Below are 12,171 nucleotides of genomic sequence, written 5' to 3'. Positions count from 1 at the left end.
ATGGGATCCAAGTTTCGGATAGTATTACGTTCCTTGATCACATTTGTTTTGATTGCTGTTTCCTCGACCAACATCGCAGCCCAGGAGAAACCTCTAATAAGGTTTGGAGTCTTACCCGCGCTCCAGGCTCTGCCGTTTTTTGTCGCCGAATCCAAAGGGCTTTTCTCAAAAAACGGCTTGAACGTTGACTTGATACTATTTAATACGGCGGGTGAAAAGGACGTCGCATTAGCCTCAGGAAGCCTGGACGGCTGTTTTGCTGATCTGGTTACTCCCCTTGTTCTAAAGGCCAATGGTCGCGACATCGTTGTGGTCGCCAAGAACTATGACACCAGATACGACCGGAGGATGTTCGGGATAATGGTCAAACCAGGGAGCGCCATCAATGAATTGAAGGGCTTGGCCGGCGCTTCGGTAGCTATCTCTTCAAATTCGGTGATTGACTTGGTCAACGACAAATTGCAGATGCAAGCAGGGATAACAAAAGACAATATTAACACTATCGAATTTAAGAATATTGGCTTACGGTTCCAGGCGCTTCTTACGGGACGTCTCGATGCGGCGGTTTTGCCTGAACCTCTTGTGTCGGTCGCGATATCAAAGGGCGCTAAACTTTTAGCGGATGATTCCGGCCTGGGAGAGAGTCAGACCGTATTGGTTTTTTCACAGGAATTTATCAAGAAGAATCCCGAATTGGTCAAGGTCTTTCTGAAGGTGATCAGTGACGCCAACACACTTATAAACAGTAATCCAGACTCTGTAAGGGATATAATGGTGGAAAAAGTCAGGCTACCTGAAGCCCTCAAAATGAAATACCCTGTCCCAAAGTTTCCCAAGTTGGCCCCGCCGGATCGGGATTGCCTTGAGAATATCGGCGCTTGGCTTAATCAAAAGGGAGTCATTCATACTGGAATAAAATACGAACAGGTAGTGAACGGTGAATTTCTACCCTGAACTTGCTTTTCTAGACCGGGTAAGCAAGACGTACGATACGGACATAGGTCCTACAGAAGCGCTTTCCGAAATCAGTTTCACTCTTGGAACCTCGGAGACTGTAGCTATCGTTGGACCTTCAGGGTGTGGAAAATCGACGCTGCTATTAGTTCTGGCCGGGTTGGAAAAACCTACAGGCGGTTCAGTCTTTTTCAAAGGGAGGAAGTTGGATGGTCCCCCGAGGGAGGCCGCTTTGGTGCTTCAGGATTATGGTTTGTTTCCATGGAAAACTGTCCGACAAAACATTGAACTTGGTTTGAAAATCCGCAAAGAGCCTGTCAATGAGCGTCGCCTGCACGAACTCCTCAACGAATTGGACATTAGTTCAAAGATAGATGACTACCCTCAACGACTCTCAGGTGGTCAAAAACAGCGAGTCGCATTAGCCAGGGCATTCATTTTGAACCCTGCCTTGCTGCTCCTGGATGAACCATTCGCTGCGCTGGATACACTGAATCGGGAGCGCCTCCAGGGACTTTTGGCTCAAGCGTGGCGTAGGAGAGGTTTCAGCATGATCCTGGTAACACACAACATCGAAGAAGCCGCCCGGTTGGGGAAAAGGATCATAGTCATGAGGGATTCCCCTGGCGCTATCAGCAACATCATCGTCAATCCAGGAGCATGCGACAAGGACTATCACGGGTCCGAGCAGTTTTACCACGTGTGTGACAATGTGAGGCGTAAACTGGAGGGCGTGGCTTGAGTCGTCCAAGGGATTACCTTTGGGGTGTGCTGGTATTACTTGGCCTTTGGCAGTTGGGAGCCTGGATTGGTGGAGAAAACGCTATGTCATCCCCTTGGGTAACGTTCAGGACCCTGTTTTATGAGGCTGGCGCCACCAGGTTTTGGGGACATATTGGAGCGTCTACGTTCAGGATTATAGCGGCTCTCGTTATATCATTCTTTGTCGGAGTTCCACTGGGGCTGTACCTGGGTTCGAACAGCAAGGCCGACAGGATAGCCAAGCCTTTAATTTATTTAACTTATCCCGTTCCCAAAATTGTGTTCTTGCCTCTCGCTCTGCTTATATTCGGTCTGGGGGACTTGAGCAAGATAATGATGCTTTCTCTAATTCTGTTTTTTCAACTTCTTATTACAACCAGGGACGCGGCAAAAAACGTGAGTCGGTCCGCCAAGCATGCTCTGCGAAGCCTGGGTGGGAATCGCTTTGATCTTTTTGCGCACGTGATATGGCCCGCAACCCTGCCGGCAGTGTTTACCGCATTGAGAATAGCGACCGGAACAGTTGTTGCCGTTCTATTTTTTGTCGAATCACTGGGTACTCGGTATGGGATGGGTTTCTACATTCTTGACGCCTGGGGAAGGGCGGACATTCCCCAAATCTATGTTGGGATAGTTGTCCTGGCATTGATGGGGGTCATCTTGTACGAGACCTTTGATATCCTTGAAAAAGTTTACTGTCGATGGAGCCGACTATGAAATCTAAGCCACTCAAAAGGTGGACACCGGATGAACGAATATCAGCCGTCAAGAGCATATTTAACACGATTACACCCCACTATGACCTGCTCAACAGGATCATGTCCGGACGCAGAGACGTAGCCTGGAGAAAATTCGCGGTGGAAAGGATCCCCGACAACGCGCGGAAAATACTGGATGTGGCCACGGGCACAGGGGACCTTGCGATCGCAATCGCAGAAAGCAGTCTCGACATTGAGGTGGTCGGAGTGGACTTTGTAGAAAAAATGATGAGGCTGGCGCAAAAAAAGACAAAAGCCAAAAGGCTTGACCAAAAAATAGACTACTCAGCCGCAGACGCGACAAGGTTGCCATTTAACTCAAATGAGTTCGACAGCGCGACTATAGCTTTCGGACTTCGCAACATCCCGGATCGATTGTCAGCCTTGAAGGAGATGGGACGCGTTGTGAAAAAGGGTGGGAAGGTCATAGCCCTTGAAATGACGTTCCCCAAAAATCTACGCCTGAAAAATTTTTTTAAGTGGTATCTCAACAACATGATACCAATCCTTGGTGGAATAATATCTGGAAACAGGGCCGCGTACAGATACTTACCGGACTCTATTCAGGATTTCCTGACTCCCGACGAGTTGAGCGATCTATTTGAATCCGCTGGTTTTACGTCAATCAATAAATTTCCCCTGACATTTGGATTAACATATTTACACGAAGGTACAGTCGAATGAACGGAGGTTCTTTCAAAGCGTGGGTTCAGGCTAGCCGCGCGCCATTTTTTGTAGCGACCTTAATACCGCTGGGACTAGGGGCTTCAGTTTCCTATAGTATGGGTGAATGGAATTTCGGGAGATGGTTGCTTGTCCTTTTGGCGTCATTCATGGTGCATCTCGCCACAAATCTTTCGAATGATTACTTCGATTTTTTCGAAGGAGTTGATGACGGAGCTTCCATAGGCGGTAGTCGTGTAATCCAGGAAGGAAAGATAAATCCCCAACAAATAAAAACCGCCATAATATGCCTATATGTGATCTCTTTCTTTTGCGGAGTGTGGATCCTGTGGCTTTCCAAGGTCTGGGAACTCGCAATTCTGATCATTGTAGCCTTTGCTTCGAGCTTGTTCTATACGGCTCCACCTATTAGATACGGGTATTACGGTTTGGGTGAACTATTTGTCGGGATAAACATGGGACCCATAATGGTTGTAGGGACAAATGCGGCCCTTGCCGGCCATTTTACCGCAAAGGCGCTCTGGGTATCGATTCCTGTCGGGATCATGGTCGCGATGATTCTATATTATCAATCTCTCTCAGATATTCCCGAAGATAGGGCTGTCGGCAAGATGACATTGGCCGTAAGGCTTGGCAAGCCTGCCGCTATATGGGGGGTTAGGGCCTTCACGTTTGCGTCTGTGATGTCTATTGTCGCGCTTGTAAAGTTCGGCATATTGGGCCCAATAGCAATCGCATCGGTGTTGACGGTCCTGCAGGGCATCAAGATAGACAAGATGATACGTTCAACGGAAGACTGGAAAGAACTTCACGACCAGGGGTCTGCGGTGCGTTCGTTTTATCTCATTAATGGAATGATTGTTATCCTGGGCTCGTTCTGATCCCCAAGGTCAATATCCATCTTCTGTCCTATTGCCTTCCTTTTGCTTTTTTTGCGTCTCGTCCCATTTCATACGGGCCTCGGTAGGTGGCGGGATCATGTTTGACAGCTTCTCGAGGCTCGGTATATTTCTTGAAATCCATCCACCTTTTTCATTTTCGTAACCGGCCTTTACTGCAGAGACTGAACTTAAGGTCGAAGAACAGGAAGACAAGAGAAACATAGATAATACGACCCCCAAGACAATCCAAGAAATAATCCTCATATAAATCACCCGCTCTGACAATAGGTTGATACGCTCAAACCTCTTAAAGCGGAGCTTATACAGCCTATTATTTGAAATATCAACATTAATTAATGTGATTAATAAAAAATAATATATAATGGTAGGTTGAGTAGTATAATTGTAAATAATATTAGGTATAGATTTGCTTTAGTCTCTTCTCCATAAGAATGGCGTCATCTCCAGTATCCCGGTAAAACCTTTTTCTCCTCCCGACTCTTACAAATCCTGATTTTCTGTAAAGCTTCATCGCGGAATAGTTGGTCTCGGCCACTTCAAGCAATATTATGGATATGTTCATGCTTTTGCACACCTGTTGAAGATGATCCATCAGGAATGTCCCGAGGCCTTTTCCACGAAATTCTTGGTGCACGCTCAAATTAAGTAAATGAGCTTCATCAAGGATTTTCCAGAAACAATAGTATCCTACTAATTTTCCCTCGAGTCGGAAAACCGTTAATCCATCGTTTTGTCTATCAATTTCCAAACGAAACATATCCTCAGACCAAGGGCTGTAGATGGTGGTCCTTTCAATTTCAACCGCATCCTTGATGTCGGTTCTGGACATTCCGGAGACTTCCAGAACGACACTCCAATCGATATTTCTGGTGGATTCAGATTTCATCGCTCGTGCCACACTCATAAGTTTTGCGTTGGAAGATTGAACTAAAAAGTCAAAGAGACGAATAAAAGAGCAGTGTGGAGATGAATCCAATCAGGAAAAGCGCAAAAGAGACTCTTTCAAAATTCCCGGCAAGCATGTCTAATGCTCCAATTGCAGGTACTGCGAAGTAAGCGAATTTCAGCGCTGCAATTAAGCTTTCCGGACAGACTTCGACTATGCGCTTGAGCACAACTGTTCCCAGGATTATGATAGGCACTTGAGCAGTCAGGCAGATTGTGAAGCCAAGAATTGCCGAGGCCGCAAAAAAAAGGGCTATTGTTAGATTATCTCGTTTGAGTATTGCCTGTTCAGTCGGAGGAGCAAGTTTACCTAAACCCATCCGCAGTAGCAGATCAAGTTTGCTCCCCACAAAAGACATGGGCATGAAAAGCATGAAACTGAGAAGCGCCAAGGCCGCCGTGTCAAAGTAGAATTGGTTCTTGACGATAACTGCTACGGCTGAAGCTATTGCGCACGAGAAAGTAACGTCAGGCGCTATGAAACCCCCTATTGGAGGACGGCGAAGCCACAGAACTTCAAATAAAACCCCGACAGCTAGTCCCAAGGGGATATCGCCCAGCGCGCCTCCTATGATTGGACCGACCACGATTGGTCTGGAAATCATAATTTGACCGATCTGATATCGGTCGAGCCAAAGGAGCGCTCCAAGTGTTCCGGCGCAAAAAGCCTCTTTGATCATATGGATTTCAAGGCCCTATAATTCCAGAATACTATTTTGTAGCGTCAAACGTGGTCCACGTCAAAAAATTACTGAAAAGCAGAAGTTCTTGAAAAATCAATACAAATGGTCACCGCAATAGAAGAGTGTCAAACAGTATCTACGGACGAAACGCACAGATTAGAGAAATCACACAGGTCGCAGAAATTCAGAGGTTTTTCAAAAGGAACACTCTGAACTGTTACATCAATCCCTTTTTCAAGTATCTCTCTCAGGGCCGACATTGAATCTTCCCCCAAAGCTACTGACCTGGTAAGCGCTAATTTCTTTCCGTTGGCTGACATGTTTCCCAAATTGAGGTGATCAAATCTTACCCCAGCCTTGATAAGCCTTAACGCGTCCATAGGGGTATCCACCAGAACCATACGCCTCATTCCGCTGGAATCGTCGTCCAACAACAGGTCCGCCACCTTATCCACCGTGTCGATAACTATTTTCACAGTGTAGGGGATAGCGCATTCCATTATCATTTTCTGGACATCGTCCTGGGCGAGGGCGTCATTAGCAATGAAAAGTTCCTGTGCGCGAGTCGACGGTAGCCAGCCTTGTAAAATCTGACCGTGAACAAACCTGTCATCGACTCTTAAAAGGACTATTGACATGACACGTTAACCAGACCCGTGATCCTTCTTTAAACCCAGTATCCCGCAAGATCAGGCCCCACGAGATCTTCGGTTTCGGAGAACCTCGGAAGCCCTGTAGATGTTTTCCTTGCCAGCGTCCGCTGCAAGTTGAGCCAGACCGATCAAATCGAAATCATCCCTGGAGTTTACAGACTTGATCAGCATTGGCAGATTCAATCCTGTTACCACTTCCACGCGACCTTCTTCTAAAAAAGACAATGAAACGTTTGTAGGGGTTCCTCCGAAAAGATCCGTCATAATAAGAACTCCCGACCCGGAATTGACTTTACTGATGGCTTTAGACACCAAGTCCCGAAGCGAATCCGACGGACTGTTAGGATCTATGGATAAAGCGATAACCGCCTCATCAGATGTTAGTCCTATCAGACGGGCAGTGTCCAGGAACTTAACCCCGAGTTCTCCATGAGTCAATATCAGAATTCCGATCATCTTTTCGATCTTCCTTCAGGTCAATCAATACCGGCATGCATTTCCATCCCAAGCTCGCGGAACTTGAGGTGAACATTGCGATACCCAAGCTCTACAAGCTTTTGGGCAAGAAGCGTCGCTATTACTACGGATCTGTGACGCCCGCCGGTACAGCCAACTGAAATGGTAAGGTACTGTTTTCCCTCTTTTATGTAAAGGGGTAAAAGAAAATTCAACAAATCGTAAATCTTTTCCAGGAACGCAGTGGTTAGTGGTTTGCCTAAGATCCAAGCCTTGACTTCTTCGTTCCTTCCATCCTTTTCCTTAAGTTGCTCGACAAAAAAGGGGTTGGGTAGAAACCGGACATCGAAGACAAGATCAGACTCCAGGGGGATACCTTTGCCAAAACTGAAGGCGTTTACTTCTATTTGCAATTCGCCAGTGCGCTCTTCAGCGTAAATCTTCCTAATCTCATCTCTCAATTGGTGGACAGTCACATCCGAAGTATTTATAACTCTGTCGGCCCGATCCCTAATTTCTTTCAACTCGGCCCGTTCCCTGTTTATACCCTCAATTACGGACCCGTCTGGAGCCAGCGGGTGCTGCCGCCTCGTCTCGCTGTAACGTCGGAGCAGAACCTCATCTCTGGCGTCCAGGAACAAAATTTCCAGAGATGTGTCCTTGAGTTGCAAGGAATCCAGTATAGAGGAATACCTTGGAAAGAACTTACGCTGACGAAGGTCTATGATAAGAGCTACTTTTTCGAGTTCCGTTCCTCCCGCGTCCATTAGCTCTATCAATTTTGGAGCCAGATCGACCGGCAAATTATCCACACAAAAATATCCGAGATCCTCAAGGGTGCGGGCCACCGTAGATTTTCCGGAACCTGAAAGCCCTGTCACAATGACTATTTTACGTCTTCCCAACTTTTCTCCACAATTCGATGAGAATGCGCCCGAACAATAAGTTCAACCAGAAAGCCAGGATCCATTCCCTCCGGAACTGGAGCGAGGACTTTGTCCAATTCGCATCCCAGTATGGTAACTTTGCTAATGAAGGGCTCAGTACGGCCTATGTCACGATCATCTATAAAAGAAGTTAACTCCGCCACCATGTCAACAGGCCCCATTTTCAGGACAGAATCCTTGAAGAGGTCGCAGGAGTCAAAAATGCCCAAACCACGGACCTCAATTCTGGATTTATTTTCGACAGGCTGTCCCATTAACCCTTCTGTTCCTTGTTTGGTGATCAGCACCAGGTCGTCAGCGACAAATCGATGTCCGTGTCTCATAAGACTTAATGCCGCCATGGATTTTCCACTTCCGGAAATCCCCTGGATAAGTACTCCCAAGCTAAATACGTTTACCAATGTTCCACGGATCACGGTTCTTTCGAGCATAGTGAAATATATCATGATATGATGTATGAAGAAACAGGAGAAGATTAATAGGCGCAATCTAAAAAAAGATTGACACGGCAGACCCTATATTATAAATTGAATATTCAAATGTTAATTAAGAAACGGGAGGCCCAATGACTAACTCGCTTCGACGCTCAATCCTAATAATACTGTCATTATCACTAATAGCCTTGTCAGCCCCAATAGCGTTGTCAAACGCCGCCGATCCACTTACCCAGGCAAACATTTATATGTATCCAAAACCCCACAAGGTATCGGATCTGGTGTTTAGGACCGCCACGGGTCAAACCGTGTCCCTCAATGATTACAAGGGTAAAGTGGTTCTGCTGCATTTCTGGTCTATTACATGTCCCGCGTGCAAGATGGAAGAACCTCAATTGGATAATCTGAAAAGAGTTTACAACGGATCCGGCCTTGAAATATTGGGCATAAATCTAGTTGACCCGCCTGCGGCTATTCAGAAATACGCTGCGACCACTCGAGCGCCGTTTTCTATTGTTTATGATGGAGGGCGAGGTTTCAATCTTCGTGTGGTTGATATGGCGGGCAAGAGAACCTCATTTCTCGTAAATCCTAAGCAGGAAGCGATTTTGGAGGTTCCAGGTTTCCCGACGACCTACATTGTTGACTGTAGGGGTTCCGCTGTAGGATACAGTGTCGGACCGGCCAGATGGGACGACTCTTCGGCGCAGGCGATGCTTCAGAAATTGATAGTAGAAGGTCGCACGTGTGTTTCACAGACGAGTCAGGGAACTGAAGGCAAATATTCGATGCGATAAGACGCGTTTGTGGTCGGACGACTTTTGTCTTGACAAGCTGTGTCACGATTGTTAATCGTTAATGTTACATCTAGGCGCGTAGCTCAGGGGGAGAGCATCACCTTGACGCGGTGAGGGTCTGGGGTTCAAATCCCCACGCGCCTACCAACAAGATTTAGCCGGATCAACAGGAGGCAAGCTCGGTAGATGTTATCAAATCCTCGGGAATGGACCATTATAGCGCTAGAGCATTCCCAAGCATGAATCTCTCCATAGAAATCCTCGTACAAGAAACTGCGAAGTCATATCCGCCTGGAATCACCCCCAGTGAGATCCTAAAAGATCTTTCTTTGAAGAACAGTCATGAGATTATCGCAGCGGAGTTAAACCGCAGGCAGATCGATCTTTACACTCCCATAACGGAATCAGGTCGGATTGATTTTATTTCAGTAAATTCTCCCAAGGGTCTTGAAATCCTGAGGCACTCCACCGCGCATATAATGGCGCAGGCTGTCAAGGAGTTGTTCCCGGAAGTTAAGGTGACCATTGGTCCCGCTATCGAAGATGGTTTCTATTATGACTTCGATTCCCCCCGTCCTTTTACGCCTGAAGATTTGGAAAAGATAGAAACCAGGATGAAAGAAATTATCAAGAGCAAGCTTCCATTTAAGCGTGTCGTCCTTCCCAGGGAAGAAGCGATCCAGTATTTCCGCGAGCTTGGCGAAACCTACAAGGTTGAAATCATATACTCGATTGACGCTGAAGAGGTCAGTCTTTATTCTCAGGGGAACTTTACCGATCTATGCAGAGGTCCTCATATTCCCAGTTCAGGCGCCGTAAAGGCCTTCAAGCTTACCAAGGTCGCAGGCGCTTATTGGAGAGGGGATGAACGGAACCCTATGCTCCAGCGAATATATGGCGCCTCATTTCCTTCAAAGGATGAACTGAAAAGGTACCTGCAGCTTATTGAGGAAGCCAAGCGCAGGGACCACAGGAAACTCGGTAAAGAGCTGGACCTGTTTTCCATATCTGAGGAAGCGGGGCCAGGTATGATTATCTGGCATCCCAAGGGCGCGATGTTGAGATATCTCATTGAGGACTTTGAACGAAAAGAGCATCTCAAGCGTGGCTACCAAATGGTCGTAGGACCACAGATCCTTAAAAGGGAGTTGTGGGAGAAGTCAGGACATTTCGACCATTATCGGGAAAACATGTATTTTACGACAGTTGATGACGTCGACTATGGCATCAAACCGATGAACTGTCTTGCTCACATGATCATTTACAAATCTAGAATCAGGTCATATCGGGACCTTCCTATTCGATATTTTGAATTGGGAACAGTTCATCGCCACGAAAAAAGCGGCGTCCTGCATGGTTTGCTCAGAGTCAGGCAGTTTACGCAAGATGACGCCCATATTCTGTGCGCTCCCGACCAGCTAAATGATGAGATTCTCGGGATCATCAACTTTGTCAAAGATGTGATGAGCATATTCGGTTTCGAATACACAATGGAATTGAGCACTCGTCCTGAAAAATCCATTGGTTCCGATGAAGACTGGGAACGCGCCACAAACGCATTGGAAAAGGCCCTGCAGACCTTGGATCTCCCCTACGAAGTCAATGAAGGAGATGGCGCCTTCTATGGTCCAAAGATCGACATCAAGCTGAGGGACGCTTTGTCCAGATCGTGGCAGTGCGCCACCATTCAATGCGATTTTACTTTGCCCGAAAGATTTGGGCTCACTTATGTGGATTCAGACGGATCACGCAAGAGACCGGTAATGATACATAGGGTGGTGCTCGGAGCCATTGAGCGCTTTTTGGGTGTATTGATCGAACATTATTCCGGAGCTTTTCCCCTCTGGTTGGCTCCGGTGCAGATCATCATATTGACCATAACGGATCGGACAGACGGTTATGCTCAAGAGGTCGCCGAGAAACTTAGAGAAGAGGAAATCCGTCTGGAACTTGATCTCAGAAACGAGAAGATCGGTTTTAAAGTCAGGGAAGCCCGTAATCTGAAAATTCCTTACATGATTATTCTTGGTGATAAGGAGTTAGAAAATCAGGTTATTTCCGTGAGAAAACGAGGACAGGATTCAACAGAATCATTAACCCTATCAAACTTCATTGATCTCTTGAAAAATGAAATTAAATCGCGCTCTTTCTGAATCCAGAATGAGTAAGGTAATTACGTCTCTTTTAATTGCAAGGGGGCATTGCGCATGAAAGGAAGACCAAGAGGCTCCGTCGTAGCGGAACCCAAGGTCAGGGTGAACCAAAAGATTCGCTCCGCACAGGTGCGAGCGATATCAGCGGAAGGGGAACAACTGGGCATCCTGGATGTGGCCGAAGCGCTACGCAGGGCGGAAGAAGTCGGGCTTGACCTCGTCGAGGTCGCGCCGAATGTTGACCCCCCAGTGTGTAAGATCATGGACTATGGGAAATTTAGGTTCGAAGAGACCAAGAAAGAACACGAGCGCAAGAAGAAACAGGCGACAGTGGTTCTAAAAGAGGTCAAGCTACGACCTAAGACCGAGGAGCATGATCTCGATCACAAAGTCAAACAGATCAGACGGTTTATATCCGAGTCGTGTAAGGTCAAAGTGACCATAATGTTTCGCGGCAGGGAGATCACGCATCCTGAATTGGCCAACGCGCTCATGAACAAGCTCAAAGAAATGATAATTGAATTTGTTGAAATTGAACAGCATCCGAAATTAGAAGGCCGCAACATGACCATGGTCCTGGCTCCCAAGTGATACCGTAAGTCATTCTCTTTGTGGAATAAAAATCGTTCGCTCGCTGAGACGCGTAAGGATGTCGTATGTCTCAGGATGTTCGCCATCCTTTTTTGAGGCGGTAGCCCTAAAGATCAGGGGTACAATCTATCCAGAAGCCGAGGAAAGGCAATTGTCTCTCTGACATGGTGGATTCCTGATATCCATGCTAGAGCCCGCTCGATACCCATTCCAAAGCCGGCGTGGGGTACTGACCCATATCTCCTGAGGTCCAGATACCATTCAAGTGGTTGTTTGTCCAATCCATGACGTTCAATTCGTCTTTCAAGAGCCTCAAGAGAATCTTCTCCTGACTTTGACACTTTTTCGATTAACTTTCCCATAAGTGGTTGAAATATTTGGGGGTGGATTGGGTTTTTGATATGTAGTGCCCCATAGTGTTGTTTGACTTGACAGGCTCAATCCAATCTGTT

General features: G+C 46.8%; 16 protein-coding genes and 1 tRNA gene. 9 read left to right on the top strand and 8 right to left on the bottom strand.

Translation table 11 applies throughout. The features are described 5' to 3' along the window. Genes WC647_09015 through menA form a run of 5 tightly spaced genes read left to right on the top strand, consistent with a single transcriptional unit; the run spans position 1 to position 4,039 of the window. Positions 1-954 carry a MetQ/NlpA family ABC transporter substrate-binding protein gene (locus tag WC647_09015; GenBank protein MFA6222443.1) on the top strand — a complete coding sequence of 318 codons (954 nt, stop codon included), beginning with the start codon at positions 1-3 and terminating at the stop codon, positions 952-954. Beyond that, the gene (locus WC647_09010; protein MFA6222442.1) at positions 938-1,696 is read left to right on the top strand and encodes an ABC transporter ATP-binding protein; all 759 of its coding nucleotides are present in this window, start codon (positions 938-940) and stop codon (positions 1,694-1,696) included. Before WC647_09015 ends, WC647_09010 begins: the two co-directional genes overlap by 17 nt. Then, positions 1,693-2,433: an ABC transporter permease gene (locus tag WC647_09005; protein ID MFA6222441.1), complete on the top strand. Its 741-nt coding sequence runs from the start codon at positions 1,693-1,695 to the stop codon at positions 2,431-2,433. Before WC647_09010 ends, WC647_09005 begins: the two co-directional genes overlap by 4 nt. Further along, a complete protein-coding gene (ubiE, locus tag WC647_09000; GenBank protein MFA6222440.1) occupies positions 2,430-3,158 on the top strand; it encodes a bifunctional demethylmenaquinone methyltransferase/2-methoxy-6-polyprenyl-1,4-benzoquinol methylase UbiE in 729 nt (242 codons plus the stop codon). Before WC647_09005 ends, ubiE begins: the two co-directional genes overlap by 4 nt. Next, a complete protein-coding gene (menA, locus tag WC647_08995) occupies positions 3,155-4,039 on the top strand; it encodes a 1,4-dihydroxy-2-naphthoate octaprenyltransferase (protein ID MFA6222439.1) in 885 nt (294 codons plus the stop codon). Before ubiE ends, menA begins: the two co-directional genes overlap by 4 nt. Before the next feature lie 9 nt (positions 4,040-4,048). Here menA and WC647_08990 read toward each other — a convergent pair whose 3' ends face one another. The 7 genes from WC647_08990 to WC647_08960 form a co-directional block, all read right to left on the bottom strand. Next, the gene (locus tag WC647_08990; GenBank protein MFA6222438.1) at positions 4,049-4,303 is read right to left on the bottom strand and encodes a hypothetical protein; all 255 of its coding nucleotides are present in this window, start codon (positions 4,301-4,303) and stop codon (positions 4,049-4,051) included. A 151-nt stretch (positions 4,304-4,454) separates the two neighbouring features. Further along, on the bottom strand, positions 4,455-4,946 hold the full coding sequence (gene rimI, locus WC647_08985) for a ribosomal protein S18-alanine N-acetyltransferase (protein MFA6222437.1): 492 nt from the start codon (positions 4,944-4,946) through the stop codon (positions 4,455-4,457). Positions 4,947-4,995: 49 nt separating this feature from the next. Continuing rightward, complete coding sequence (locus WC647_08980; GenBank protein MFA6222436.1) at positions 4,996-5,685, bottom strand: PTS sugar transporter subunit IIC; 690 nt, start codon at positions 5,683-5,685, stop codon at positions 4,996-4,998. Positions 5,686-5,813: 128 nt separating this feature from the next. Next, entirely contained in the window at positions 5,814-6,326 is a 513-nt protein-coding gene (locus tag WC647_08975; GenBank protein MFA6222435.1) for a PTS sugar transporter subunit IIB, read from the bottom strand. Between the two features lie 51 nt (positions 6,327-6,377). Continuing rightward, positions 6,378-6,797 (bottom strand): PTS fructose transporter subunit IIA, encoded by a 420-nt coding sequence (locus tag WC647_08970; protein ID MFA6222434.1) that lies wholly within the window; start codon positions 6,795-6,797, stop codon positions 6,378-6,380. A 20-nt stretch (positions 6,798-6,817) separates the two neighbouring features. After that, positions 6,818-7,702, bottom strand: coding sequence for an RNase adapter RapZ (rapZ, locus tag WC647_08965; GenBank protein ID MFA6222433.1), 885 nt, complete (start codon positions 7,700-7,702; stop codon positions 6,818-6,820). After that, on the bottom strand, positions 7,684-8,175 hold the full coding sequence (locus tag WC647_08960; protein ID MFA6222432.1) for a hypothetical protein: 492 nt from the start codon (positions 8,173-8,175) through the stop codon (positions 7,684-7,686). Before WC647_08960 ends, rapZ begins: the two co-directional genes overlap by 19 nt. A 134-nt stretch (positions 8,176-8,309) precedes the next feature. On the opposite strand from WC647_08960, the gene WC647_08955 reads away from it, so the two are divergent. The 4 genes from WC647_08955 (at position 8,310) to infC (ending at position 11,719) form a co-directional block, all read left to right on the top strand. Continuing rightward, positions 8,310-8,975: a TlpA disulfide reductase family protein gene (locus WC647_08955; GenBank protein MFA6222431.1), complete on the top strand. Its 666-nt coding sequence runs from the start codon at positions 8,310-8,312 to the stop codon at positions 8,973-8,975. A 72-nt stretch (positions 8,976-9,047) separates the two neighbouring features. Further along, positions 9,048-9,122, top strand: a tRNA-Val gene (locus tag WC647_08950). Between the two features lie 92 nt (positions 9,123-9,214). Continuing rightward, a complete protein-coding gene (gene thrS / locus WC647_08945) occupies positions 9,215-11,128 on the top strand; it encodes a threonine--tRNA ligase (GenBank protein ID MFA6222430.1) in 1,914 nt (637 codons plus the stop codon). 54 nt (positions 11,129-11,182) lie between these two features. Then, positions 11,183-11,719: a translation initiation factor IF-3 gene (gene infC, locus WC647_08940; protein MFA6222429.1), complete on the top strand. Its 537-nt coding sequence runs from the start codon at positions 11,183-11,185 to the stop codon at positions 11,717-11,719. A gap of 113 nt (positions 11,720-11,832) precedes the next feature. Here infC and WC647_08935 read toward each other — a convergent pair whose 3' ends face one another. After that, complete coding sequence (locus WC647_08935) at positions 11,833-12,060, bottom strand: amino acid--tRNA ligase-related protein (protein MFA6222428.1); 228 nt, start codon at positions 12,058-12,060, stop codon at positions 11,833-11,835. Between the last annotated feature and the right edge of the window lie 111 nt (positions 12,061-12,171).

It is taken from the genome of Desulfomonilaceae bacterium, assembly GCA_041662605.1.
In the GTDB taxonomy this organism is placed as follows: domain Bacteria; phylum Desulfobacterota; class Desulfomonilia; order Desulfomonilales; family Desulfomonilaceae; genus CAJBEZ01.
This window is presented reverse-complemented; position numbering and strand designations above follow the sequence as displayed.

Excerpts from the sequence above, each read along its gene's own strand:
- WC647_09015 (MFA6222443.1), top strand. The coding sequence starts at position 1 with ATGGGATCCAAGTTTCGGATAGTATTACGTTCCTTGATCACATTTGTT.
- ubiE (MFA6222440.1), top strand. The coding sequence starts at position 2,430 with ATGAAATCTAAGCCACTCAAAAGGTGGACACCGGATGAACGAATATCA.
- menA (MFA6222439.1), top strand. The coding sequence starts at position 3,155 with ATGAACGGAGGTTCTTTCAAAGCGTGGGTTCAGGCTAGCCGCGCGCCA.
- WC647_08990 (MFA6222438.1), bottom strand. The coding sequence starts at position 4,303 with ATGAGGATTATTTCTTGGATTGTCTTGGGGGTCGTATTATCTATGTTT.
- rimI (MFA6222437.1), bottom strand. The coding sequence starts at position 4,946 with ATGAAATCTGAATCCACCAGAAATATCGATTGGAGTGTCGTTCTGGAA.
- WC647_08980 (MFA6222436.1), bottom strand. The coding sequence starts at position 5,685 with ATGATCAAAGAGGCTTTTTGCGCCGGAACACTTGGAGCGCTCCTTTGG.
- WC647_08975 (MFA6222435.1), bottom strand. The coding sequence starts at position 6,326 with ATGTCAATAGTCCTTTTAAGAGTCGATGACAGGTTTGTTCACGGTCAG.
- WC647_08970 (MFA6222434.1), bottom strand. The coding sequence starts at position 6,797 with ATGATCGGAATTCTGATATTGACTCATGGAGAACTCGGGGTTAAGTTC.
- WC647_08960 (MFA6222432.1), bottom strand. The coding sequence starts at position 8,175 with ATGCTCGAAAGAACCGTGATCCGTGGAACATTGGTAAACGTATTTAGC.
- WC647_08955 (MFA6222431.1), top strand. The coding sequence starts at position 8,310 with ATGACTAACTCGCTTCGACGCTCAATCCTAATAATACTGTCATTATCA.
- thrS (MFA6222430.1), top strand. The coding sequence starts at position 9,215 with ATGAATCTCTCCATAGAAATCCTCGTACAAGAAACTGCGAAGTCATAT.
- infC (MFA6222429.1), top strand. The coding sequence starts at position 11,183 with ATGAAAGGAAGACCAAGAGGCTCCGTCGTAGCGGAACCCAAGGTCAGG.